Raw genomic sequence first — 23,984 nt, 5'->3', positions numbered from 1 at the left:
CAGGGGCGCCGACCGCGCGATCGCGGGGCGTGCGGTCAGCGGGAGTAGAACTCCACCACGAGCTGCTCGTCGCAGATCACCGGCACCTCGGTGCGGGCGGGCTCGCGCAGCAGGGTGGCGCGCAGCTCGGTCAGGTCGACCGACAGGTAGGGCCGGGTCGGGCCGTCGCCGGCGTTGGCGCCGGTGGCGGCGAGCTGGAAGGGCAGCGCCTCGCGGCTGCGCTCGCGCACCGCCACCACCTGGCCGGGGCGCAGCCGATAGGAGGGGCGGTCGACCTTGCGCCCGTCGACCGTGAAGTGCCCGTGGCTGACCAGCTGCCGCGCCTGGTAGATGCTGCGGGCCAGCCCGGCCCGGTGCACGACCGCGTCGAGCCGGCGCTCCAGCAGCGCGATCAGGCTCTCGCCGGTCTTGCCGGTGCCGCGGGCCGCCTCGTCGAAGACCCGGCGCAGTTGCGCCTCGCTGACGTTGTACTGGTGGCGCAGGCGCTGCTTCTCCAGCAGCCGCACCTGGTAGTCCGAGGTCTTGCGGCGCTGCCGGCCGTGCACACCGGGCGGGAAGGGCCGGCGCTCGAAGTACTTCACGCACTTGCGGGTGAGGGGGATGCCGAGGGCCCGGGAGAGCCGGGCCTTGGGCCTGGGGTGGTTCACGCTGGACGTCTCCGTTCCGGTGCTCTAGCCTGCACTTAGGTAAGCCTAACCTATTAAGGAGGTCGTGCCATGCGGCCCAGCCCGGCGGAGATCGTCCGAACCCTGGTGGCGGGTCGACTGCCCGGCCTCGTCCACGTGGCGCACCGGCCCGGCCCGCACCACGTCCGGCACGTCACCGATCCGGAGGGGCGGGTGCTGCTCCTGGTGCCGGTGGTCAGCGACCTCGCCGCCGCGCTGCGCCCGGCCGACGGCGACACCGACGTCCCGGCGGTGCTCGACGTGCTCGACCTCCCTCCGTCCGCCGGGGCGCCGTCGCTCGGCCGGGCCTGGGTCTCCGGCTGGGCGGCCCGGCTCGACGGCGACGAGGCCCGGCAGGCCGCCCTCGACTTCGCCGCCGTGGACCCGACCGGTGACCTGCTCGACGTCGGCACCCGGTTCCGGCTGTTCCGCTTCGAGGTGGCCGAGGCCCGCTGGGACCGCGCCGGCTCCGTGCGCCGGATCGACCCCGAGGTGTACGCCGAGGCGGAGCCGGATCCGCTGCACCCGGTCGAGGGGGAGCTGCTGGCCGACCTCGCCGAGCACCACGCCGCCGAGGTGACCGGCTACCTGCGCCGGCAGCTCGGCCTGGTCGACGGCGGCGGTCACGGCGTGCCCCGGGTGGTGCGGATCGACCGGTACGGCCTGATGGTGTCGTACGGCCGGCCCGGCGCCCGGCGACGGGCCCGGCTGACCTTCCCGCACCCGGTCGCCGACCACGCCGAACTGGCCCGGCTGCTGCACCCGATGCTGTGCCGGGCCGCCGCGACCGGCCACGCCGAACCCGCCTGACCACCACCCGCCCTCCGCGTCCGGTGCCCCCGGGTTCGGGTGCACGTGTGGTCGCGGGGGCGACAACAGGTGCACCCACAGCTGGCCGGCCGCTTGTGACCGCCTGTGGTGCGCACCGCTGCCAGCGGCGGTCGGGCCTGCCGGCGGAGCCGCTTGGCCCGCTTGCCCGAGGTCTGGGTGGGTCTGTGGTTGGTGGGCGACACCGGTCTGCGCCCGAAACCGGTGCGCGGCGGCCGGCGGTTCCGGGCGGGCACGGCGGCCATGTTCCGGGGTGCCCGGTAGCCGGCATGATCGACTCCACGCCGCCGATATGGGGCCGTCCACGACGACTCGATACCGCCACGTCGGCGAAACGACGCGCGCCCTCAACGGTGCGGCTCCAGACACCGCCTGCCCGCGCGCGGAGCGGGGCTCGGGGTCAGGTCGGCAGGTCGCCGGTGAGGTAGCGCTGCACGGTGGGGGCGACCACGGCGACCAGGGTCTCCGCCGGGGCGGAGGCGATCGGTTCCAGCCGTACCACGTGCCGCATGACGGCCAGCCCGATCAGCTGGCTGGCCACCAGCGAGCCGCGCAGCGGCAGCTCGGCCGGGTCCACGTCGAGGTGGTCGAGCACCCGGCGGAGCACCTGGGTGACCAGGAACTCGCGCAGCAGCCGGGCGGTCCACTCGTTGCTCATCGCCGAGCGCAGCAGCGCCACGCCGGCCGTGCCGGCCGGGGAGTCCCAGACCCCCAGGAAGAGCCGGACGAGCCGCTCGCCGATGCCGTCGCGGTCGCCGGCGACGATCCGCGGGATCAGCTCGCCCGGGTTGACGGGCGCGTTCATCGCGGCCAGGAAGAGCTGGTCCTTGCTGCCGAAGTAGTGGTGCACCAGGGCCGGGTCGACCCCGGCCGTGGCGGCGATGGCCCGGATGGAGGCCGCGTCGAAGCCCCGTTCCGCGAACGCCGTGCGCGCCGCGTCGAGGATCGCCTCCCGGGTGTCCGGCTTGCCTGGTCGTCGGCCGGTCCGCCGTGCCATCGCCGCCCTTCGCTCGTACTCGTCAGGTCGCCCCGCCCCGGCCCGCCGCGGGGCCGGGACGGGGCGCCGGTCAGCCGCTGCGCCGCCGCAGGGTGGCCGCGGCCAGCACCAGCGCCAGCACCGCCGCGCCGGCGACCACCGCGACGTCCCGCCACATGGTGCCGGTCGGCTCGGCGTTCGCGCCGACCTCCTGCAACGCCTCGACGGCGTACGACAGCGGCAGCACGTCGCTGACCGCCTGCAACCAGCCGGCCATCTCGCCCCGGGGCACGAAGAGCCCGCAGAGCAGCAGCTGAGGGGCCACCACGACCGGCATGAACTGTACGGCCTGGAACTCGGTGCGGGCGAAGGCGCTGCAGAACAGGCCCAGCGCCACCGCGAGCACCGCGTTCAGCGCGGCGACCAGGATGACCAGCCCGCTGCTGCCGGCGGTGTCCAGGTCGAACAGCCAGTACGCCACGGCCGAGGCGACGGTGGCCTGCACCGCGCCGGCCAGCCCGAAGGCGATGCCGTAGCCGAAGAGCAGGTCGGCCTTGGCCAGCGGCGTGGTGAGCAGGCGCTCCAGCGTGCCGGTGGTGCGCTCGCGGAGCATCGCGATGCTGGTCACCAGGAACATCACGATGAACGGGAAGAAGCCGAGCATGATCAGCGCGATCCGGTCGAAGGCGGACGGCTGGCCGGGCGCGGCGGGCTGGTCGGCGTACATGTAGTAGACCAGGGTGAGCAGCAGGGCCGGCACCACCAGCAGCAGGGCCACGGTGCGCCGGTCGTGGCGCAGCTGGCGCAGGATGCGGCCGGTGGTGACCGCCAGGATCCTCGGGTTCACGACCCCTCCCCTCCGGCCGCGCCGGCCGTCTCGCCCGCCCTGATCAGCCGCAGGAACGCCTCGTCGAGGTCGGTCACCCCGGCGGCGGCCCGGATCGCGTCCGGGGTGTCGTCGGCGATCAGCCGCCCCTCCCGGATGAGCAGCAGCCGGTCGCAGCGGGCCGCCTCGTCCATCACGTGGCTCGACACCAGCAGGGCCGTCCCGCCGGCGGCCAGCTCGTGGAACCGGGCCCAGAGGTCGGCCCGCAGCACCGGGTCCTGCCCGACGGTCGGTTCGTCGAGGATGACCAGCTCCGGGTCGCCGACCAGGGCGCAGGCCAGCGACGCCCGGCTGCGTTGGCCGCCGGAGAGGGTGCCGACCAGTTGGGTCGCGGCGTCGGCCAGCCCGACGTCGGCCACCGCCCGGTCGGCGTCGGCCCGGCCGCGCCCGTGCAGCGCGGCGAAGTAGCGGGCGTTCTCCCGCACGGTGAGGTCGGCGTAGACGCTGGGCGCCTGGGTCAGGTAGCCGACCCGGCGGCGCAGCTCGGCCGAGCCGGCGGGCCGGCCCAGCACGGTCACCGTGCCGGCGGTGACCACCTGCACCCCGACCACCGCGCGCATCAGCGTGGTCTTGCCGCTGCCGCTCGGGCCGAGCAGCCCGGTGACCGCGCCGCGCGGCACCGTGGCGCTGATCCCGTGCAGCACCCGCCGCCCGCCCCGGTCGACGACCAGGTCGCGGACGGCGATCGCGTCGTCCATCGCCCACCTCCCCAAAACTCAACGCCTGATGAACTCAACGCTAGATGAGATACCGCCGTGCGCGCAACGGGCTTGACTTCGAGTGGGCTCGAACTGGAAGCCTGGGACCGTGGACATCAGCACGCGGCAGGACACGCTCACCGTCGGCGAGGCGGCCGAGCGGGTCGGCCTCACCACCTACACGCTGCGTTGGTACGAGCAGGAGGGGCTGGTGGCCCCGGTCGGGCGGGACTCGGCCGGGCGGCGCCGGTACACCACCGGGGACGTCGACTGGCTGTTCCTGCTCACCCGGCTGCGGCGCACCGGGATGCCGGTGCGGGACATGCGCCGCTACGCCGAGCTGGCCCGCCAGGGCGACAGCACGCTCGGCGCCCGGCGGGCGCTGTTCGAGGCGCACCGGGCCCGGGTGCTGGCGCGGATGGCCGAGCTGGGGGAGGACCTGAGGGTGCTCGACCACAAGATCGACGCGTACCGGCGGGCGGAGGGCCGCTGCGAGGGGTCATAGGCCCCGGACCGGACACCGCGTCCGCCATCGGGCATTGCGCCCTGATCAGGGCGTACGGCACGATGTCGCGGTGGACTACCCTCCGTCACCGGACAGTGGGTTCCTCGCCGACTGGACCGCCCGGCTGCGGGCGGCGGCCGAGCGGCCCGTGGTCGGCATCATGCTGCGCGGCAGCCATGCCCGGCGGGCCGCCACCGCGCACAGCGACGTCGACGTCGACGTGCTGCTCGGCGGCGCCCCGTACGCCGCCCGCCGGGCCTACCTGGCCGAGCACGCCGGCCGGCTGACCCACGTGTCGGTGGCCGCCCGGGACGTCCGGTCCTGGGTGAGCCGGCTCGGCGAACCGGCCGACTGGGCGTTCGGGCTGCCGGTCGCCGCGCCGGCCCGGCTGCTCTGGGCCGACCCGCACTGGCGGCCCCGGATCGACCTGCCGGTGCTCTGCCAGCCGGCCGGCGAGCCGCAGCTGGAGGAGCTGGTCGCCACGCTCGGTAAGGTCGCCGCGGCCCGGGACGCCGGCGACCACCTCGGCGTCCGGCTGGCCGCCGCCGACCTGGCCCGGCTCTGCCCGTCCGTGCTCCGGCTCGCCAACGCCTCGGTCCGGGTGGTCTCCCGCCGGGCCGCCTTCGCCGCCGCGCTCGCCCTGCCGGTCGCACCCCCGGGCTACCGCGACGACATGCTGCTCTGCCTCGGGCTGCGGCCCGGCTCCACCGGCCAGCTCAGCGCGGCCGCGGCCCGCCTGGTCACCGGCGTCCTGCCGCTGGTCCGCCGGTACGCGGCCGAGATCGCCGAGGTCGCCGGGACGGACCTGGCCGAGGCGCTGGTCGACGGCCGGCTGGACCGCTACGTCGCCCAGCTCACCCGGCCCGCCGGCCGGCCGCCACGCCCCCGGCGGGAGCCGTCGCCGGTGCCCGCGCCGCGTGCGGGACAATGGGTCACTGTGTCCGTACCTGACGCGCCGGTGACCGGCGCCCACACCCGCCCGAGCGGGCCGGCGGACGGCGGCCCGGCCCGCCCGTCCCGGCTCGACCCGGCCATCGCGGCCCGGCTGCGCCGCACCCCGGACGGCCTGGTCGCCGCCGTGGTCCGCGCCCACGACACCGGCGAGGTGCTGATGGTCGCCTGGATGGACGACGAGGCGCTGCACCGCACGCTGACCACCGGCCGGGCCACCTACTGGTCGCGCAGCCGGCGCGAGTACTGGGTCAAGGGCGCCACCTCCGGCCACCACCAGTACGTCCGCTCGGTCGCCCTCGACTGCGACGGGGACGCGCTGCTGGTCAGCGTCGAGCAGGTGGGCGCCGCCTGCCACACCGGGCACCGCAGCTGCTTCTTCACCGAGCTGCCGGTCGACGCGGCGGGGGACCGGTCGTGACCGACGGCCGGGTGAGCCCCGACGCCGCCACCTTCGCCGCGCTGGCCGCCGACCGGCGGGTCGTCCCGGTCACCCGCCGGCTGCTGGCCGACGCGGAGACCCCGGTCGGGGTCTACCGCAAGCTCGCCGGCGGCCCGGGCACCTTCCTGCTGGAGTCCGCCGAGCAGGGCGTCGGGTCCGCCGGCCTGGCCTGGTCGCGGTACTCGTTCATCGGCGTGCGCAGCAGCGCCACGCTGGTCGAGCGGGACGGCCGGGCGACCTGGCTGGGGCAGCCGCCGGCCGGGCTGCCGACCTCCGGCGACCCGGTGCAGGTGCTGCGGGCCACGGTCGAGGCGCTCGCCGGCCCGGCCACCGAGCCGGCCGCCGGCATGCCGCCGCTGACCGGGGGCATGGTCGGCTACCTCGGCTACGACCTGGTCCGGCGCTTCGAGCGGCTGCCCGAGCTGACCGAGGACGACCTGAACCTGCCCGAGCTGGGCATGATGCTCGCCACCGACCTGGTGGTGCTCGACCACTACGAGGGCTCGGCGATCCTGGTCGCCAACGCGGTGCTGCCGCCGCCGGACGCGCCGGACCGGGACGCGGCGGTCGCCGCCGCGTACCACCACGCGGTGGGCCGGCTCGACGCGATGACCACCGCGCTGTCCCGGCCCATCCCGCCGATGATCTCGACGGTGGAGCGCCCGCCGGCCGGCGAGGTGCGCAGCCGTACGCCCGACGGTGGCTACCCGAAGGCGGTGGAGGCGGCCAAGGAGGCGATCCGGGCCGGCGAGTGCTTCCAGATCGTGCTGGCGCAGCGGTTCGAGCGGGAGACCCACGCCGACCCGCTCGACGTCTACCGGGTGCTGCGCACCACCAACCCCAGCCCGTACATGTACCTGCTGCGCTTCGACGACTTCGACATCGTCGGCTCGTCGCCGGAGGCGCACCTGAAGGTGACCGTCGAGGCCGACGGACAGCGCCGGGCGCTGCTGCACCCGATCGCCGGCACCCGGCCGCGCGGCGCCACCCCGGCCGCCGACGCCCGGCTCGCCGCCGAACTGCTCGCCGACCCGAAGGAGCGGGCCGAGCACGTGATGCTGGTCGACCTGGGCCGCAACGACCTGGGCCGGGTGTGCCGCCCGGGCACCGTCGAGGTGCCCGAGTTCGCCACCATCGAGCGGTACAGCCACGTCATGCACATCGTCTCGACGGTGGTCGGCACGCTGCGCGCCGACCGCACCGCGTTCGACGCGCTGGCCGCGACCTTCCCGGCCGGCACCCTCTCCGGCGCGCCCAAGGTGCGGGCCATGGAGATCATCGAGGAGCTGGAGCCGGTCCGGCGGGGCCTGTACGGCGGCACGGTCGGCTACTTCGGCTTCGGCGGCGACCTCGACATGGCGATCGCCATCCGCACCGCGCTGATCCGCGCCGGCCGGGCGTACGTGCAGGCCGGTGCGGGGGTGGTGGCCGACTCCGACCCGGCCGCGGAGGACCAGGAGACCCGCAACAAGGCGGCCGCCGTGCTCGCCGCCATCGCCGCCGCCGAAACCCTGAGGCCGGCCCGGTGAGCGCGAGGAGTGCAGCGCAGCGGAGCCCCGCAGTCGCGAAGGAAAGGCCGGCCCGGTGAGCGGGGCCGAGGGGGCGCGGCCGGGCGCGGGGCGGCGCGAGCTGACGTACGCCGTGCTGCTCTGCCTGGCCGGCGCGGGCCTGGCGCTGTGGGCGGCAACCCGCACCTGGTCGGTGGAGCTGGCCGCCCGGCCGGCGCCGCTGCCCCCGGTGCGGGACGCGCACACCGGCGCGGGCCTGCTGCCGTGGCTGCCGGCGCTGGCCGTGGTCGGGCTGGCCGGCGGCGGCGCGGTGCTGGCCACCCGGGGTCGGCTGCGGCGGCTGCTCGGCGGGTTGCTGGCCCTGCTCGGGCTCGCCGTGGCGGCCGGCGGGGGCTACGGGCTGTCGGCGTCCTTCCCGGGCGAGGTGAGCCGGCACTGGCCGGCGCTCTGCCTGCTCGGCGGGCTGGTCGCCGCCGCCGGCGGGGTGCTCACCGCGCTGCGCGGCCAGCGGTGGCCGGCGATGGGCGCCCGCTACGAACGGCCGGCCCGGAAGGTGGCCGCGCCCGCCGCGCCGGCCGGGGCCGGACCGGTCACCGGGCGGCGCACCACCGAGGCGTGGGACGCGCTGGACCGGGGCGAGGACCCGACGGTCAGCTGACCGGCTGCCGGTCGCGGGCGGCGGCCCGGGCGGCCGCCAGCTCCGCCACCAGGCGGTCGAGTTCGGCCCGCTGGTCGGCCCGGGCCCGGTCGGCGCAGACCGCCTCCCAGGCGTTGCCCCGGGCGGTCCGCATCCGCGCCTCGCCGACCACGGCCCGCTCCAGGGTGTGCACCACCCCGACGGCGAGCGACGCGACGGTACGGGAAATGGTGGTCAGTCCGATGCTCTGGTGGGGCCCGGCAGTACTCATGATCTCTCCGCGCGAGGATCGTCGGCGAACGGGTGGGGCAGGCGCATCGTCGAGTCTGCCCGACGAAGATGCTGGCCGGCTCACGTTTCGCCGTGGTGACCTACGCGTCAACTCTGCGTCCGGGGCCGCCACCTGCACAGGGCCGTTCGTCCTTGAGCTTCGTCACAGGCGCCCGCCGGGTGCGCCCGGGCGGGATCACGTGGTCCAATGGCGCATGGGTACTCGTCGATGCGGACGGTGGCGCTACGTGATCTGGCCTTCACCGAAGTCGGCCATTATGCCCCAGGCCGTTCCGTGAGCAGCGCCATACCCCCACCTCCCGGCCTCGGGTGGCGCCCCCTAGCATCGGCCCATGACACCCGGAGAGGGGAGTCCGTTGGTGACTGCTGAGCATGCGCACGCGGAGGGGGACGAGGCCGGTCCGGCGGCGTCCGCAAGCGTGCTCGACGAGATCCTGGCCGGCGTGCGCGAGGACGTGGCCCGGCGCCAGGAGCAGGTGCCGCTGGAGCGGATCCGCGAGCTGGCCGCCGCCGCGCCGCCGCCGCTGGACGCGTACGCGGCGCTGCGCCGGCCCGGCGTCGCGGTGATCGCCGAGGTCAAGCGCTCCTCCCCGTCGAAGGGGAAGCTGGCCGAGATCGCCGACCCGGCCGACCTGGCCGGCGAGTACGCCGCCGGCGGCGCGCGGGCGATCAGCGTGCTCACCGAGGGGCGCTGGTTCGGCGGCTCACTGGACGACCTCGCCGCGGTCCGCGCCGCGGTGCCGATCCCGGTGCTGCGCAAGGACTTCGTGGTCTCCAGCTACCAGGTGCACGAGGCCCGGGCGCACGGCGCCGACCTGGTGCTGCTGATCGTCGCGGCCCTGGAGCAGAACGCCCTGGTCGGCCTGCTGGAGCGGATCGAGTCGCTCGGCATGACCGCGCTGGTCGAGGTGCACGACGAGGAGGAGGCCGACCGGGCCCTGGAGGCGGGCGCGCAGGTGATCGGCGTCAACGCCCGTGACCTGCGTACCCTGGAGGTCGACCGCTCGGTGTTCGAGCGGATCGCGCCCGGCCTGCCCAGCAGCGTCGTCAAGATCGCCGAGTCCGGCGTGCGCGGCCCGCACGACCTCATCCGGTACGCCTCGGCCGGCGCCGACGCGGTCCTGGTCGGCGAGGGCCTGGTCACCCAGAAGAGCCCTCGGGAGGCGGTGGCCGAGCTGGTCAACGCCGGCAACCACCCGGCCACGCCCCGCCCGGTGCGCTGAGGCGCGCGCCGGCTCGTCCAGCGAGAGGATTCCGATGAGCGAGCGGAGCGAGCGAATCGTCAGGCTCAGCGCGGGGGTGCCTCATGACGGCACGCAGCGGAGCGGAGTGCCGGCATGAGCGCCGACGCCCTGGCCGCCGAGACCGCGTTCCCGGACGCGGCGGGCCACTTCGGCCGCTTCGGCGGCCGGTTCGTGCCGGAGGCGCTGGTCGCGGCGCTGGACGAGCTGGACGCCGCGCACCGTGCGGCGATGGCCGACGAGTCGTTCCGGGCCGAGTTCGCCGCGCTGCTGCGCGACTACGCCGGCACCCCGTCGCTGCTCTACGCCGCCCGGCGGTTCTCCGCGAAGGCCGGCGCGCGGGTGCTGCTCAAGCGCGAGGACCTCAACCACACCGGCGCGCACAAGGTGCGCAACGTGCTCGGCCAGGCGCTGCTCACCAGGCGGATGGGCAAGACCCGGGTGATCGCCGAGACCGGCGCCGGGCAGCACGGGGTGGCCACGGCCACCGCCGCCGCCCTGTTCGACCTGGAGTGCGTGGTCTACATGGGCCAGGTCGACACCGAGCGGCAGGCGCTGAACGTGGCCCGGATGCGGATGCTCGGCGCCACCGTCGTGCCGGTCACCACCGGCTCGCGCACCCTCAAGGACGCCATGAACGAGGCGATGCGCGACTGGGTGGCCAACGTCGACAACACCCACTACCTGATCGGCACCGCGGCCGGGCCGCACCCGTTCCCGGCGCTGGTCCGCGACTTCGTCCGGGGCATCGGCGACGAGGCCCGGCAGCAGTGCCTCGACCTCACCGGCGCGCTGCCGGACGCGGTCACCGCCTGCGTCGGTGGCGGCTCCAACGCGCTGGGCATCTTCCACGCGTTCGTGGGTGACCCGCAGGTGCGGCTGTACGGCTTCGAGGCCGGCGGCGACGGGGTGGAGACCGGCCGGCACGCGGCCAGCATCACCGGCGGCTCCGCCGGGGTGCTGCACGGCACCCGCACGTACGTGCTCCAGGACGCCGACGGGCAGACCTGCGAGTCGCACTCGATCTCCGCCGGCCTGGACTACCCGGGCGTCGGGCCCGAGCACGCCTGGCTGCACGACACCGGGCGGGCCACCTACGCCCCGGTCACCGACGACGAGGCGATGGCCGCGTTCGAGCTGCTCTGCCGCACCGAGGGCATCATCCCGGCGATCGAGAGCGCGCACGCCCTGGCCGGCACCCTGAAGATCGCCCCGAAGCTCGCCGCCGACCTCGGCCGCGAACCCACCATCGTGGTCAACCTCTCCGGGCGGGGCGACAAGGACGTGCACACCGCCGGCAACTACTTCGGCGTCCTTGACAAGGAGTGACTGATGAGCCGGATCGGGGTGGCGTTCGACAAGGCGCGCGCCGACGGGCGGGCCCTGCTGGTCGGCTGCATGCCGGCCGGGTTCCCGACCGTCGAGGGCAGCATCGCGGCGATGACCGCGATGGTCGAGGCCGGGGTCGACGTGATCGAGGTGGAGATCCCGTACTCGGATCCGGTGATGGACGGCCCGGTGATCCAGCGGGCCAGCGACATCGCGCTGGCCGGCGGCGTACGGACGGCCGACGCGCTGCGCATCGTCGAGGCGGTCGCGGCGACCGGCGCCCCGGTGGTCACCATGACCTACTGGAACCCGATCGAGCGGTACGGCGTGGACGCCTTCGCCCGCGACCTGGCCGCGGCCGGCGGCACCGGGCTGATCACCCCTGACCTGATCCCCGACGAGGCCGACGAGTGGCTGGCCGCCTCGGACGCGTACGGGCTGGACCGCACCTTCCTGGTCGCCCCGTCCTCCACCGACGCCCGGCTGGCGATGACCGTCGAGCACTGCCGCGGCTTCGTCTACGCCACCGCGATCATGGGCGTCACCGGGGCCCGGGCGCAGACCTCCGAGGCGGCGCCGGTACTGGTCTCCCGGGTCCGCGCGGTCACCGACCTGCCGGTGGGCGTCGGCCTCGGCGTCGGCACCGGCGCGCAGGCCGGCACGGTCGCCGGTTACGCCGACGGCGTGATCGTGGGCAGCGCGCTGGTCCGCTGCCTGCTCGACGTGCCGGACCTCGACACCGGACTGGCCGCGCTCCGCGCGCTCAGCGCCGAACTCGCCGAGGGCGTCCGCAACCCCGCCCGCTGACCACCGCCCCGTCCGCGGCGTTCGGTCCGGCGGCCGGCGCCCGCGCTGGCGCCGCACGTCGCCCGCCCCCGGCGGTGCGGTCGGTGCCCGGCCGGTGCGCCCGCGGCGCGGTCAGTGCCGGGCGGGCGCGTCGGCGCCGGAGTGACCGTCCTCGGCCCGGCGGTCCGCGGGCTGCCGCGAGCGTTGTCCGGGTGCCGGCCCGGCCGGTGCGGGGCAGTCGACGAGCACGCCGGAGCGGCCCGCCAGCGCGTCGGCGAGCGCGGCCCGGGTGGTGGGGGTGAGCGCCGCCGGCAGGTCGGCGGGGTCGTGCCAGGAGAGCCGGCAGCCGGCCAGCGGCTCGCCCGCCGGCCGGGCACCGATTGCCCGGGCCCGGAAGACGTGCACCAGCACGTCCGGCAGCGGCCCGGCCCGCCCGGCCGGTGCCGGGCCGGCCGCCGGTTGGGCGACGTGGTAGAGGCCGACCAGGTCGAGGACCTCGATCTCCCACCCGGTCTCGGCCCGGATGTCGCGCAGTACCGCCGGCACCGGGCTCTCCGGCCGGCACAGCCGCCCGCCGGGCAGCGCGTAGCGGCGTTCGCCCCGACCCTGCCGGCAGAGCAGCACCCGACCGGCCCCGTCGGTGACGACCGCGGCCACCGCCCAGGTGAGCGCGCTCATGGACAAAGAGCCTACGTCGGTGCAAACCAGAAGTCACCGCGACGCCGCCCGGCCCGACCGGGGTGCCACCGAAGGGGCCCGCAGCGGTAGCGTGTGCATCCGTGAATCTCGCCTCGCTGTCCCCCCAGGCGGCCCTGCCCAGTCCCAGCACCGCCGTCTGGCAGCTCGGCCCGGTGCCGCTCCGGGCGTACGCGCTGTGCATCATCCTCGGCATCGTGGTGGCCTGCGTGGTCACCGAGTACCGGCTGCGCCGGCGGGGCGTCGCCCCGGGCGCGGTGCTCGACATCGCGGTCTGGGCCGTGCCGGCCGGCATCATCGGCGCCCGGATCTACCACGTGATCACCTCGCCGGAGAAGTACTTCGGCACCGGCGGCGACCCGATGAAGGCGTTCGCCATCTGGGAGGGTGGTCTCGGCATCTGGGGCGCGGTGGCCGGCGGCGCGCTCGGCGCCTGGATCGCCGCCCGCCAGCTCGGCATCCCGTTCGCCGTGGTGGCCGACGCGCTCGCGCCCGGCCTGCCGCTGGCGCAGGCGGTGGGCCGGCTCGGCAACTGGTTCAACAACGAGCTCTACGGCGGGCGGACCACGCTGCCCTGGGGGCTGGAGATCCACCGGATGGACCCGGACAACCCCGGGCACGCGCTGCGCGACGACGCCGGGCGACCGATCCTCGAACCGGGCCTCTACCACCCGACCTTCGCCTACGAGCTGCTCTGGAACGTCGGCGTCGCGGTGCTGGTCTTCGTGCTCGACCGCAAGCTGCGCCTCGGCCGGGGCCGGGCGTTCGCGCTCTACGTGATGGGCTACACCGCCGGCCGGTTCTGGATCGAGCTGATGCGCACCGACGAGGCCAACACCATCCTCGGCGTCCGGCTCAACGTGTGGACCGCCGCGCTGGTGTTCCTCGGCGCCCTGGTCTACTTCGTGCGCGTCCGCGGCCCCCGGGAGTACCTCGTCCCGGTCGGCGCGGCGGCGGCGCCGACCCCGCCGGAGTCCGACGTCTCGCAGGTCGACCTCTCCGCCACCGAGGCCGGCGCGCAGCCGGCCGCGCCGGAGGGCTACCGGGTGGTCAGCGAGGAGCAGTACCGCAGCTGGCGGGAGACCGGCGAGGTGCCGGCCGACCCGGACGCCGCGCCGGCCGGGCAGACCGACCGGGACGCGACCGGAGCACCCGAGGACTCCGCCGAGACCGGGGACGCGGCGGCGGCCGGCGACCCGGAGAGCGGCGACCCGGAGACCGGGGAGACGACGGCGCGGGACGAGCGGGCCGGCGCGGCCGGCGCCCGCCCCGCCGACCGCGACAGCTGAGCGGAGAACCATGCGTAGCGCGGTGGTGGTCGGCGCCGGGATCGGCGGCCTCGCGGTCGCCGGGGCGCTGGCCCGGTCCGGCTGGCAGGTCACCCTGCTGGAGCGGGCCGACCGGATCCGTCCGGAGCCGACGGCCGTGGTGCTCTGGCCCAACGGGGTACGCGCGCTGCGCGCCCTCGGCCTGGGCGCCGGCCTGGAGGCGATCGCCACACCGGTGCCCGACGGCGGCATCCGCCGCCCGGACGGGCACTGGCTGGTGCAGCCCCGCCCCACACCGGCCGACCGGATGCCGGTGGTGGTGCACCGGGAGGACCTGCACGACGCGCTGATCGCCGGACTGGGCGACGGGGTGGAGCTGCGCACCGGGGTGACCGTGCGGACGGTACGCGCCGCCGCCGGGGCCCGCCCGGCGGTCGGCGACGGCCGGCACACGCTGGAGGCCGACCTGGTGGTCGCCGCGGACGGCACCGACAGCGAGCTGCGCCGCCAGCTCGCCCCGGAGGCCGGCGTGGTCAGCTCCGGGTGCGCCGCGTGGCGGGCGGTGATCCCCTGGTACCGGGCGCCCCGGCTGCCGGACGAGGTGCCGGTGGGTGGCGAGACCCTCGGCGCCGGGTACCGGTTCGTCTCCGCCTCGCTGGGCGAGCGCGGCTCGTCGGGCGGCTCCAGCCGGGGCGGCATCTACTGGGTGGCCACCGCGGCCGGCGCGCCCCGGCCGGAGCCCCCCGAGACCCAGCTCGCCCTGCTGCGCCGCTGGTACGCCGGCTGGCCGTCCCCGGTCACCGAGCTGCTCGACGCCACCGACCCGGCCGACCTGGTGCAGCAGGAGATCCGCGAGCTGCGGCCGCTGCCCCGCACGTACGCCTTCCCGGCCGGCCCCGGCGGGGTGGTGCTGCTCGGCGACGCCGCGCACGCCATGCCGCCGCACCTCGGCCAGGGCGCCTGCCTCGCCTTCGAGGACGCCGCCACCCTGGCCACACTGCTGCGCGAGTCCCGGCTGCCCGACGCGCTGGCCGCGTACGACCGGACGCGCCGGCCCCGGGCGGCGTCGGTGGTCCGGCAGGCCCGCCGGATGTCGGCGGTGCTGCGCACCCGCGGCCGGCTCGCCCTGCGGGCCCGGGACGCGGCCCTCGGCACGATCAGCCCCCGGCTGCTCTCCAGCGCCGCCACCACCGCGGCGGCCTGGCGGCCGCCGAGCTGACCGCGGTCAGGCCAGCACCGGGGCCGGCTCGGCGATGCAGGCGGTGCCGATCCGGCGGAAACCGACCCGCAGGTAGACCCGGGCGATCTCCTCGCTGCCGGCGGAGAGGAAGACCAGGTCGGCGCCGGCGGCCAGCAGCTCGCGGGCCAGCGTGGCGGTGACCGCGGCGCCCAGGCCCCGGCGGCGGGCGGCCGGCAGGGTGGCCACCCCGGCGATCTCGGCGACGTCGCCGACCCGCATCGCCATCCCGCTGGCCAGCGGGCCCTCCTCCGGCGTGCCGGCCAGCACGGAGAGCCGCCGGCCGTCGGCGATGCGGGTCCGCTCCTCGTCCAGCGCGGCCACGTCCAGCCCGGTCATCGCGGCGTCCCGCTCGGCCGGGCCGGCGCCGCCCCGGCCGGTGCCGGGGGCGGAGAAGCCGACCGCCGCCACGGCCCGCCGGGCCGCCACGTCCGCGGCCAGGTCCGGCGCGTCGGAGTCGAGCAGCCGCACCGGTACGTCGGTCAGCGTCGCCGGGTCGGGCAGTGCGGCGGGGTCGAGCACCATCAGCGGCGCCTCGAGTACGGACAGCCCCGCCGAGCGGGCCACCGCGAGCAGGTCCGGGGTGGTCTCGTGCACCCACTCGAAGGCCTCCGGCAGGCCCAGCTCGCGCTGCCGCTCGCGCACCTGGGAGACGTCGGCGAGCGAAGGGGTCTCGTCGGCGTCGAGCCGGGGCCGGGCGTAGAACGGCCAGCCGGTCCCTTCCCGTACGAAGAGCACCAGGCCGCCGTGCTCCTCGGCCCGGGCCGCGTCCCGCGGCACCGCGTCGTAGAAGCGTTCCAACCGGTCGAAGAGTTCCTTGTGCTGGGGATCCACCGCGCGAGACTACACGTCCCAGACTCTGGAAGGTGTGATCAATCCGCACTGGCCTTGCGGAGCGCGCCCTAACGTAGACTCAATAAACCCACAAGGGCCGACGTCGTCCCGATCCCGTGAACCATCCCTGAGCGACGACAGGAGGCCCGGTGGCTTTTCCGTACCCTCATCGCCCCCAGCCGGCCGCGCCGCACGGCCCCGGTGTGCCCGCGGCCGGGCTCTACGACCCTGCCCAGGAGCACGACGCCTGCGGCGTGGCCTTCGTGGCCGACCTGCACGGGCGGCGCTCGCACGCGGTGGTCGCCAACGGCCTCGCCGCGCTCTGCCGGCTGGACCATCGGGGCGCCCGGGGCGCGGAGCCGAACACCGGCGACGGCGCGGGCATCATGATCCAGGTGCCGGACGCGTTCCTGCGTGCCGTGGTGGACTTCCCGCTGCCGCCGGCCGGCGAGTACGCCACCGGCCTGGTCTTCCTCCCTGACGACGACGCCGCCGAGGCCCGCGCCCGCCGGGTGGTGGAGAAGTACGCCCTGGTCGAGGGGGCCGAGCTGCTCGGCTGGCGGGAGGTGCCGATCGACCCGACCGGCCTGGGCGAGACCGCGCTCGCCGCGATGCCCCGGATCCGGCAGCTCTTCCTCGCCGCGCACCGGCTCACCGACGCCCCGGCCGGCCCGGCCGGTACCCCGCTGCGCGGCATCGAGCTGGACCGGGTGGCGTTCTGCGTCCGCAAGCAGGCCGAGCGGGAGTCCGCCGAGCGGGGCGTGCCGGCGTACTTCCCGTCGCTGTCCGCGCGGACCATGGTCTTCAAGGGCATGCTCACCCCCGACCAGTTGCCCGCGTTCTACCCGGAGCTGACCGACGAGCGGGTGGTCAGCGCGATCGCCCTGGTGCACTCGCGGTTCTCCACCAACACCTTCCCGTCCTGGCCGCTGGCGCACCCGTACCGCTTCATCGCGCACAACGGCGAGATCAACACCATCCGTGGCAACCGGAACTGGATGCAGGCCCGGGAGGCGCTGCTGCGCACCCCGAACCTGCCGGGCAACATCCGGCGGATCTTCCCGGTCTGCACCCCGGCCGCCTCCGACTCGGCCAACTTCGACGAGGTGCTGGAGCTGCTGCACCTGGCCGGGCGCAGCCTGCCGCACGCGGTGCTGATGATGATCCCGGAGGCCTGGGAGAACGACCCGGACATGCGGGCCGACAAGCGGGAGTTCTACCGCTTCCACGCCAGCCTGATGGAGCCGTGGGACGGGCCGGCCTCGGTCGCCTTCACCGACGGCGAGATCGTCGGCGCGGTGCTCGACCGCAACGGGCTGCGCCCAGGGCGCTGGTGGCGTACCGACGACGGCCTCGTGGTGCTCGGCAGCGAGGCGGGCGTGCTCGACCTCGACCCGGCCCGGGTGGTGGCCAAGGGGCGGCTCCAGCCGGGGCGGATGTTCCTGGTCGACACCGCCGCCGGCCGGATCGTGCACGACGACGAGATCAAGGCCGAGCTGGCCGCCGAGCGGCCGTACGGCGAGTGGCTGCACGCCGGGCTGATCGAGCTGACCGACCTGCCCGCCCGCGAGCACATCGTCTACACCCACGACTCGGTACGCCGCCGCCAGCAGACCTTCGGCTACACCGAGGAGGAGCTGAAGATCCTGCTCGCCCCGATGGCCCGGGCCGGCGCGGAGCCGATCGGCTCGATGGGCACGGACACCCCGATCTCCCCGCTGTCCACCCGGCCGCGGCTGCTCTACGACTACTTCCACCAGCTCTTCGCCCAGGTCACCAACCCGCCGCTGGACGCCATCCGGGAGGAGTTGGTGACCAGCCTGGCCTCCACCATCGGCCCGGAGGGCAACCTGCTCGACCCGGGCCCGGCCAGCTGCCGGCAGATCGTGCTGCCCTACCCGGTGATCGACAACGACGAGCTGGCCAAGATCCTCTCCATCGACGAGGACGGCGACCTGCCCGGCTTCAAGGCGGTCCGGGTCTCCGGGCTGTACCGGATCCGGGAGGGCGCCAAGGGCATCAAGGCCCGGCTGACCGAGATCTGCCGGCACGTCTCCGAGGCGATCGAGGACGGCGTGCGGATCCTGGTGCTCTCCGACCGGGACTCCAACGCCGACCTCGCGCCGATCCCGTCGCTGCTGCTCACCGCGGCGGTGCACCAGCACCTGGTCCGCGAGCAGACCCGCACCCAGGTGGCGCTGATCGTCGAGTCCGGCGACTGCCGCGAGGTGCACCACGCGGCGGTGCTGATCGGGTACGGCGCCGCGGCGGTCAACCCGTACCTGGCCTTCGAGTCGGTGGAGGACATGATCTCCACTGGCGCCCTGGCCGGGGTGGAACCGGGCACGGCGGTACGCAATTACGTCAAGGCGCTCGGCAAGGGCGTCCTGAAGATCATGTCCAAGATGGGCATCTCGACGGTGTCCTCGTACTGCGGCGCCCAGGTCTTCGAGGCGGTCGGGCTGGACGCCCGGCTGGTCGAGCGCTACTTCCGGGGCACCCCCAGCAAGATCGGCGGGATCGGGCTGGACGGCATCCACGCCGAGGTCGCCGCCCGGCACGCCCGGGCCTGGCCGGCGCCGGGCACCGCGGCCACCGACCGGCTGGAGGTGGGCGGCGAGTACCAGTGGCGCCGCGAGGGCGAGCTGCACCTGTTCAACCCGGAGACGGTCTTCCTGCTCCAGCACGCCACCCGCAGCCGGCAGTACGACGTCTTCCGCCAGTACACGGCCAAGGTTGACGAGCTGGCCGCCCGGGCCGGCTCGCTGCGCGGACTGTTCACCCTGCGTACCGGGGTGCGGCCGGCGGTGCCGATCGATCAGGTCGAGCCGGCCACCGAGATCGTCAAGCGGTTCGCCACCGGCGCCATGTCGTACGGCTCGATCTCCGCAGAGGCGCACGAGACCCTGGCGATCGCGATGAACCGGCTCGGCGGCAAGTCCAACACCGGCGAGGGCGGCGAGGACGTCGAGCGGCTGCACGACCCGGCCCGCCGCTCCGCGGTGAAGCAGATCGCCAGCGGCCGGTTCGGGGTGACCAGCGAATACCTGGTCAACGCCGACGACATCCAGATCAAGATGGCGCAGGGCGCCAAGCCCGGCGAGGGCGGGCAGCTGCCCGGCAACAAGGTCTGGCCGTGGATCGCGCGTACCCGGCACGCCACCCCGGGCGTCGGCCTGATCTCCCCGCCGCCGCACCACGACATCTACTCCATCGAGGACCTCGCCCAGCTGGTGCACGACCTGAAGTGCGTCAACCCGGCCGCCCGGGTGCACGTCAAGCTGGTCAGCGAGGTCGGCGTGGGCACCGTGGCGGCGGGCGTGGCGAAGCTCAAGGCCGACGTCATCCTGATCTCCGGCCACGACGGCGGCACCGGCGCGTCCCCGCTGAACTCGCTCAAGCACGCCGGCACCCCGTGGGAGCTGGGGCTGGCCGAGGCGCAGCAGACGCTGCTGCTCAACAAGCTGCGCGACCGGGTCACCGTGCAGGTCGACGGCCAGCTCAAGACCGGCCGGGACGTGCTGATCGCGGCGCTGCTCGGCGCCGAGGAGTTCGGCTTCGCCACCGCCCCGCTGATCGTCGAGGGCTGCGTGATGATGCGGGTCTGTCACCTGGACACCTGTCCGGTCGGCATCGCCACCCAGAACCCGGTGCTGCGGGAACGCTTCACCGGCAAGCCGGAGTTCGTGGAGAACTTCTTCCTCTTCCTCGCCGAGGAGGTCCGCGGCTACCTGGCCGAGCTGGGCTTCCGGTCGATCGAGGAGGCGATCGGGCACGCCGAACTGCTCGACGTCACCCCGGCGATCGAGCACTGGAAGGCCGGCGGCCTCGACCTCACCCCCGTGCTGCACCTGCCGGAGCTGCCGGCCGGCGCCGCCCGGCGGGGCGTCCGCGCCCAGGACCACGGCCTGGAGCTGGCCCTGGACAACGAGCTGATCGCCCTGGCCGAGCCGGCGCTGACCGCCGGCACCCCGGTACGGGTCGAGGTGGCGGTGCGCAACGAGCACCGCAGCGTCGGCGCGATGCTGGGCGGCGAGGTGACCCGCCGCTACGGCGGGGCCGGCCTGCCCGCCGACACCATCGAGTTCACCCTGCGCGGCACCGCCGGCCAGTCGTTCGGCGCGTTCCTGCCGCGCGGGGTCACCCTGCGGCTGCACGGCGACGCCAACGACTACGTCGGCAAGGGCCTCTCCGGCGGGCGGCTGGTCGTCCGGCCGGACGCCGCCGCGCCGTTCGTGGACGGCGACGCCGCGCCGGGAGACCGGGCCGAGGACCAGATCATCGCCGGCAACACCATCCTGTACGGGGCCACCGCCGGCGAGGTCTTCCTGCGCGGCCGGGTGGGGGAGCGGTTCGCGGTGCGCAACTCCGGCGCGGCGGCCGTCGTCGAGGGCGTCGGCGACCACGGCTGCGAGTACATGACCGGCGGCACCGTGGTGGTGCTCGGTCCCACCGGCCGCAACTTCGCCGCCGGCATGTCCGGCGGCACCGCCTTCGTCTGGCAGCTCGACCGGCGTCGGGTCAACACCGAGCTGGTCGACCTGGCGTCGCTGTCGGAGGAGGAGCAGGCCGTGCTGCACGAGTTGGTGCAGCGGCACTTCGCCGAGACCGACTCGGCGGTCGCCGAGGAGCTGCTCAAGCGCTGGCCGGAGGCGGTGGCGGAGTTCACCGCGGTGGTGCCCCGGGACTACCGCCGGGTGCTGGAGATCATGCGGGCCGCCGAAGCCGCCGGCCGCGACGTCGACGACGCGGTGATGACCGCCCTGGCGGCACCGGGTCCGTCGTCCGTTACGACCACGCCCGTGCAGCGGGCGGCGGCCCAGGAGGTGGCTCGTGCCTGACCCGAACGGTTTCCTGCGCTACAACCGGCGGCTGCCGGCCCGGCGGCCGGTGCCGGTGCGGATCAGCGACTGGCGGGAGGTCTACCCGCCGGCCGGCGAGGAGCTGATCCGCGAGCAGGCCACCCGGTGCATGGACTGCGGCATCCCGTTCTGCCACGACGGCTGCCCGCTGGGCAACCGCATCCCGGACTGGAACGACCTGGTCCGCACCGGCAACTGGGACGCGGCGGTGGAGTCGCTGCACGCCACCAACAACTTCCCGGAGTTCACCGGCCGGCTCTGCCCGGCGCCCTGCGAGGCCGCCTGCGTGCTCGGCATCGCCGGCGGTGAGCCGGTCACCATCAAGCAGGTCGAGGTGGAGATCGCCGACGCGGCCGTCGCGCGCGGGCTGGTGCCGCGCCCGGTGCCCGCGCCGTCCGGGCGGTCGGTCGCCGTGGTCGGCTCCGGGCCCGCCGGTCTGGCCGCCGCCCAGCAGTTGGTCCGCGCCGGTCACGCGGTGACCGTGTACGAGCGCGACGACGCGCTCGGCGGTCTGCTCCGGTACGGCATCCCCGATTTCAAGCTGGAGAAGGAGCACATCGACCGGCGGCTGGCCCAGCTCGCCGCCGAGGGGGTGCGGTTCCGCACCGGGGTGAACGTGGGCGTGGACGTGACCGCCGAGCAGTTGCGCGCCGAGCACGACGCGGTGCTGCTGGCCTGCGGCGCGTTGCAGGGCCGGGACACCCCGGAGACGCCGGGGCGGCAGCTGCGCGGCGTGCACCAGGCGATGGCGCACCTGGTCGCGGCGAACCGGGTGGTCGCGGCCACCGGCGAGGGGCGACCCGCGCTCGCCGTGCTGCCGGACGGCACGCCGATCGACGCCGCCGGCAAGCACGTGGTCATCATCGGCGGCGGCGACACCGCTGCCGACTGCCTCGGCGTGGCGCACCGGCAGGGCGCCGCCGGCGTCCACCAGCTGGACCTCTACCCGCAGCCGCCGCAGGCCCGGGACGAGGCGCGCGACCCGTGGCCCACCTGGCCGTGGATCCTGCGCACCTACCCGGCGCACGAGGAGGGCGGCGAGCGGGTCTTCGCGGTGGCGGTGCAGGAGTTCGTCGACGACGGCACCGGCGCGGTCCGCGCGGTCCGGATCGCCGAGGTGACCGTGGAGAAGCGGGACGGCCGCCGGATCGTCACCGCGCTGCCCGGCACCCAGCGGGAACTCCCGGCGGACCTGGTGCTGCTGGCGATCGGCTTCGAGGGCACCGAGGAGCAGCCGTTGCTGGCGCAGCTCGGGGTGAGCCGCAACGCCCGCGGCGCGGTGGACGCCCGGCCGGACTGGCAGACCGGCGCGGACGGGGTCTTCGTCGCCGGCGACATGCACCGGGGCGCCTCGCTGATCGTCTGGGCGATCGCCGAGGGCCGCGCCGCGGCGGCCGCCATCCACGCCTACCTCGGTGCCCCCGGAGCCCTGCCCGCTCCGGTGCACCCGGCCACCGAACCGCTCGCCGCCCGCTGACCGGTCGCGACGCCGGATCCGGGCCGGAAGCGGCCCCCGCGGGGGCCGCTTCCGGCGCCCGATCGGCGGTCGCGGCGACGGCGTCGGGCGGCGGAAGTCCGGTCGGCCGTCCGGGCCGGTGGCCCGGTCGATCGGGGGAGGTGCCGGGGACCGGACGGCTGCCCGGTTTCTCCCGGTCTGCGGCCCGCTGCGACGGCGGCTGGTGAACCCCCTCACCAACAGCGGCGGATCGGTTTGCCGGCCGCCAGACTTGGCGACCGCCGAACCACCGAGCGGGTCGGCGTCGTCCGTCGCCGTCGTACGGGGAGGTCGTGGCCGTGGGTGCCACGTTCGCAGCGCTGCGCCACCGCAACTACCGGATCTGGGCCGCTGCCGGGTTCGTGTCAGTGGTCGGCACCTGGATGCAGGTGCTCGGGGTCAACTGGTACGTGCTCGCCGAGACCCGCTCGGCCACCTCGATGGGCCTCGCCGTCCTCCTCCAGGCCCTGCCCACGCTGCTGCTCAGCGTCTGGGGCGGGGCGCTGGCCGACCGGCTGCGGGCCAAGCCGCTGCTGATCGCCGCGCAGGCGGCGCACGCGGCACTGGCCGCCGGGCTGGCGGTGGTGGCCGTCACCGGCGCCGGCGGCCTGCCGGCGATCTACGCGATCTCGCTGGCCACCGGCGCGGTCTCGGCGATCGAGGGACCGGTGATGGGCCGCTGGACGTCGACCCTGGTGGACCGGGAGAGCCTGGGCAACGCGCTCGCGCTCGGATCGCTCACCCACTCCGCCGGCCGCATCCTGGGCATGAGCGCCGGTGCCGTGCTGGTCGCCGCCGTCGGCCCGGCCCTGCTCTTCGCGATCAACGCGGCCAGCTTCGTCGCGGTGCTGGTCGCGCTGTTCGCCGTACGGGAGCGGGAGCTGCACACCGACGAGCCGGCGGCCGACGCGGAGCCCGCGGACGGCGGCATCCGGGCCGGCTTCCGCTACCTGCTGCGCCAGCCGGTGGTGCTGGTCGCGCTGGCCCTGTCGTTCGTGCTCGGCAGCCTCGGGCGCAACTACCAGGTCACCATGGCGGCGATGAGCGACGGGCCGCTGGGCGGCGGCGCGGCCGGCTACGGACTGCTGTCCACGGTCTTCGCGGTGGGCACGGTGCTCGGCGCGTTCGTCGCGGCCCGCCGCCGGCACCTGGGCTACGGGGTCCTGGTCGGTGCGGGGCTGCTGGCCAGCACGCTGCAGATCGGCGCCGGCCTGGCGCCGAGCACGCTGGGCTTCGCCGCGGTGATCCTGCCGGTCGCCGCCGCCGCGGTGGTCATCGACACCACCGTCGGTACCCGGGCCCAGCTCGACACCGACTACGCGATGCGCGGGCGGGTGCTGGCCGCGCTGGCGGTCACCGGCTCGGTCTCCGCTGCGGTCGGCGCCCCGCTGCTCGGCTGGCTCTCCGAGCAGGCCGGCCCCCGGCAGACGCTGGTGCTGGCCGGCGCGGCCACGGCGGTCGCCACCGCGGTGGCCGGGGTGGCGTTGGATGGGCTGCGAGGCCGTCGCCTGCACGGGCGGATCACCCGCGCGCTGGCCGCGCCCCGGGTGCGCCGGGCCGCCTCGACCGCCGCCCGGGTCGTCCGGCCGGCGTCGACGGTGGTCCGCCCGGTGCCGGTCGCCGCCGTCCGCCCGGTGGGTGGCGTCCCCACCGCCCGCTGGGCACCGCCCCGGCCGCACGGCGCCCGGCTGCGCCCGCCGGCCGACGAGTACGCCGCCGGCGCCCCGCGCCGGGCCCGCCGCCGCCCCGGTTTCGCCGCCGCGTCCCACCCGGCCGGCCCCCCGGTCGCCTGCGCCCGCTCCACCCCCACCCCCGAACCCCGCTAACCAACCCGCCCCTCCGGCCCGCC

At 75.7% G+C, this 23,984-nt stretch carries 20 protein-coding genes and 1 pseudogene; 14 read left to right on the top strand and 7 right to left on the bottom strand.

What is annotated here, in order from left to right; translation table 11 throughout:
* Positions 1–35: 35 nt before the first annotated feature.
* Complete coding sequence (gene rpsD / locus SM577_RS00845) at positions 36–647, bottom strand: 30S ribosomal protein S4 (RefSeq protein ID WP_474586067.1); 612 nt, start codon at positions 645–647, stop codon at positions 36–38.
* A 69-nt stretch (positions 648–716) separates the two neighbouring features.
* On the opposite strand from rpsD, the gene SM577_RS00840 reads away from it, so the two are divergent.
* Positions 717–1,475, top strand: coding sequence for a DUF2470 domain-containing protein (locus tag SM577_RS00840; RefSeq protein ID WP_474580433.1), 759 nt, complete (start codon positions 717–719; stop codon positions 1,473–1,475).
* Between the two features lie 418 nt (positions 1,476–1,893).
* Here the strand turns inward: SM577_RS00840 and SM577_RS00835 are convergent, their stop codons facing one another.
* The 3 genes from SM577_RS00835 to SM577_RS00825 all read right to left on the bottom strand — a co-directional run bounded on the left by SM577_RS00835 (position 1,894) and on the right by SM577_RS00825 (position 4,053).
* On the bottom strand, positions 1,894–2,490 hold the full coding sequence (locus SM577_RS00835) for a TetR/AcrR family transcriptional regulator (protein WP_302921641.1): 597 nt from the start codon (positions 2,488–2,490) through the stop codon (positions 1,894–1,896).
* A gap of 70 nt (positions 2,491–2,560) precedes the next feature.
* Positions 2,561–3,316 carry an ABC transporter permease gene (locus SM577_RS00830; protein ID WP_474586066.1) on the bottom strand — a complete coding sequence of 252 codons (756 nt, stop codon included), beginning with the start codon at positions 3,314–3,316 and terminating at the stop codon, positions 2,561–2,563.
* Complete coding sequence (locus SM577_RS00825; RefSeq protein ID WP_474586065.1) at positions 3,313–4,053, bottom strand: ABC transporter ATP-binding protein; 741 nt, start codon at positions 4,051–4,053, stop codon at positions 3,313–3,315. Before SM577_RS00825 ends, SM577_RS00830 begins: the two co-directional genes overlap by 4 nt.
* Before the next feature lie 109 nt (positions 4,054–4,162).
* On the opposite strand from SM577_RS00825, the gene SM577_RS00820 reads away from it, so the two are divergent.
* The 5 genes and pseudogenes from SM577_RS00820 (at position 4,163) to SM577_RS00800 (ending at position 8,117) form a co-directional block, all read left to right on the top strand.
* The gene (locus SM577_RS00820; RefSeq protein WP_302921644.1) at positions 4,163–4,558 is read left to right on the top strand and encodes a MerR family transcriptional regulator; all 396 of its coding nucleotides are present in this window, start codon (positions 4,163–4,165) and stop codon (positions 4,556–4,558) included.
* 160 nt (positions 4,559–4,718) lie between these two features.
* Positions 4,719–5,306 (top strand): annotated as a pseudogene (locus tag SM577_RS00815) (phosphoribosyl-AMP cyclohydrolase); the annotation flags it as partial.
* A 189-nt stretch (positions 5,307–5,495) separates the two neighbouring features.
* Complete coding sequence (hisI, locus tag SM577_RS00810; RefSeq protein WP_302921790.1) at positions 5,496–5,930, top strand: phosphoribosyl-AMP cyclohydrolase; 435 nt, start codon at positions 5,496–5,498, stop codon at positions 5,928–5,930.
* Positions 5,927–7,480: an anthranilate synthase component I gene (locus SM577_RS00805; protein ID WP_474586064.1), complete on the top strand. Its 1,554-nt coding sequence runs from the start codon at positions 5,927–5,929 to the stop codon at positions 7,478–7,480. The genes hisI and SM577_RS00805 overlap by 4 nt, the downstream gene beginning before the upstream one ends.
* Before the next feature lie 55 nt (positions 7,481–7,535).
* Entirely contained in the window at positions 7,536–8,117 is a 582-nt protein-coding gene (locus tag SM577_RS00800; protein ID WP_302921646.1) for a Trp biosynthesis-associated membrane protein, read from the top strand.
* Here SM577_RS00800 and SM577_RS00795 read toward each other — a convergent pair.
* A complete protein-coding gene (locus tag SM577_RS00795; RefSeq protein WP_167178436.1) occupies positions 8,110–8,367 on the bottom strand; it encodes a hypothetical protein in 258 nt (85 codons plus the stop codon). The two genes, SM577_RS00800 and SM577_RS00795, sit on opposite strands and share 8 nt — an antisense overlap.
* A 439-nt stretch (positions 8,368–8,806) precedes the next feature.
* Here SM577_RS00795 and trpC point away from each other — a divergent pair, with 439 nt between their 5' ends.
* The 3 genes from trpC to trpA all read left to right on the top strand — a co-directional run bounded on the left by trpC (position 8,807) and on the right by trpA (position 11,764).
* Positions 8,807–9,610 carry an indole-3-glycerol phosphate synthase TrpC gene (gene trpC, locus SM577_RS00790; RefSeq protein WP_302921791.1) on the top strand — a complete coding sequence of 268 codons (804 nt, stop codon included), beginning with the start codon at positions 8,807–8,809 and terminating at the stop codon, positions 9,608–9,610.
* Between the two features lie 114 nt (positions 9,611–9,724).
* The gene (gene trpB / locus SM577_RS00785; protein ID WP_302921649.1) at positions 9,725–10,957 is read left to right on the top strand and encodes a tryptophan synthase subunit beta; all 1,233 of its coding nucleotides are present in this window, start codon (positions 9,725–9,727) and stop codon (positions 10,955–10,957) included.
* Positions 10,958–10,960: 3 nt separating this feature from the next.
* Positions 10,961–11,764, top strand: coding sequence for a tryptophan synthase subunit alpha (gene trpA / locus SM577_RS00780; protein ID WP_474586063.1), 804 nt, complete (start codon positions 10,961–10,963; stop codon positions 11,762–11,764).
* A gap of 111 nt (positions 11,765–11,875) precedes the next feature.
* Here the strand turns inward: trpA and SM577_RS00775 are convergent, their stop codons facing one another.
* On the bottom strand, positions 11,876–12,421 hold the full coding sequence (locus tag SM577_RS00775) for an NUDIX hydrolase (protein ID WP_474580437.1): 546 nt from the start codon (positions 12,419–12,421) through the stop codon (positions 11,876–11,878).
* A gap of 101 nt (positions 12,422–12,522) precedes the next feature.
* On the opposite strand from SM577_RS00775, the gene lgt reads away from it, so the two are divergent.
* Together lgt and SM577_RS00765 are read left to right on the top strand one after the other, a co-directional pair.
* Positions 12,523–13,728, top strand: a complete 1,206-nt coding sequence (lgt, locus tag SM577_RS00770; protein ID WP_474586062.1) for a prolipoprotein diacylglyceryl transferase — start codon at positions 12,523–12,525, stop codon at positions 13,726–13,728.
* A 10-nt stretch (positions 13,729–13,738) separates the two neighbouring features.
* On the top strand, positions 13,739–14,926 hold the full coding sequence (locus tag SM577_RS00765; RefSeq protein ID WP_302921653.1) for an FAD-dependent oxidoreductase: 1,188 nt from the start codon (positions 13,739–13,741) through the stop codon (positions 14,924–14,926).
* Positions 14,927–14,932: 6 nt separating this feature from the next.
* Here the strand turns inward: SM577_RS00765 and SM577_RS00760 are convergent, their stop codons facing one another.
* The gene (locus tag SM577_RS00760; protein ID WP_474580440.1) at positions 14,933–15,778 is read right to left on the bottom strand and encodes a GNAT family N-acetyltransferase; all 846 of its coding nucleotides are present in this window, start codon (positions 15,776–15,778) and stop codon (positions 14,933–14,935) included.
* 149 nt (positions 15,779–15,927) lie between these two features.
* Between SM577_RS00760 and gltB the strand changes: the two genes are divergently transcribed.
* The 3 genes from gltB (at position 15,928) to SM577_RS00745 (ending at position 23,961) form a co-directional block, all read left to right on the top strand.
* Positions 15,928–20,619 (top strand): glutamate synthase large subunit, encoded by a 4,692-nt coding sequence (gltB, locus tag SM577_RS00755; protein WP_474586061.1) that lies wholly within the window; start codon positions 15,928–15,930, stop codon positions 20,617–20,619.
* Entirely contained in the window at positions 20,612–22,117 is a 1,506-nt protein-coding gene (locus tag SM577_RS00750) for a glutamate synthase subunit beta (protein ID WP_302921656.1), read from the top strand. Before gltB ends, SM577_RS00750 begins: the two co-directional genes overlap by 8 nt.
* 317 nt (positions 22,118–22,434) lie before the next feature.
* Entirely contained in the window at positions 22,435–23,961 is a 1,527-nt protein-coding gene (locus SM577_RS00745; RefSeq protein ID WP_474586060.1) for an MFS transporter, read from the top strand.
* Positions 23,962–23,984: the final 23 nt, after the last annotated feature.

The organism is Micromonospora desertarenae (assembly GCF_056150265.1).
This window is presented reverse-complemented; position numbering and strand designations above follow the sequence as displayed.

What these genes read in the sequence shown, in the direction of transcription:
- SM577_RS00835 (WP_302921641.1), bottom strand. Translation starts at nt 2,490, where the DNA reads ATGGCACGGCGGACCGGCCGACGACCAGGCAAGCCGGACACCCGGGAG.
- SM577_RS00795 (WP_167178436.1), bottom strand. Translation starts at nt 8,367, where the DNA reads ATGAGTACTGCCGGGCCCCACCAGAGCATCGGACTGACCACCATTTCC.
- trpB (WP_302921649.1), top strand. Translation starts at nt 9,725, where the DNA reads ATGAGCGCCGACGCCCTGGCCGCCGAGACCGCGTTCCCGGACGCGGCG.
- trpA (WP_474586063.1), top strand. Translation starts at nt 10,961, where the DNA reads ATGAGCCGGATCGGGGTGGCGTTCGACAAGGCGCGCGCCGACGGGCGG.
- SM577_RS00765 (WP_302921653.1), top strand. Translation starts at nt 13,739, where the DNA reads ATGCGTAGCGCGGTGGTGGTCGGCGCCGGGATCGGCGGCCTCGCGGTC.
- SM577_RS00840 (WP_474580433.1), top strand. Translation starts at nt 717, where the DNA reads ATGCGGCCCAGCCCGGCGGAGATCGTCCGAACCCTGGTGGCGGGTCGA.
- SM577_RS00825 (WP_474586065.1), bottom strand. Translation starts at nt 4,053, where the DNA reads ATGGACGACGCGATCGCCGTCCGCGACCTGGTCGTCGACCGGGGCGGG.
- SM577_RS00775 (WP_474580437.1), bottom strand. Translation starts at nt 12,421, where the DNA reads ATGAGCGCGCTCACCTGGGCGGTGGCCGCGGTCGTCACCGACGGGGCC.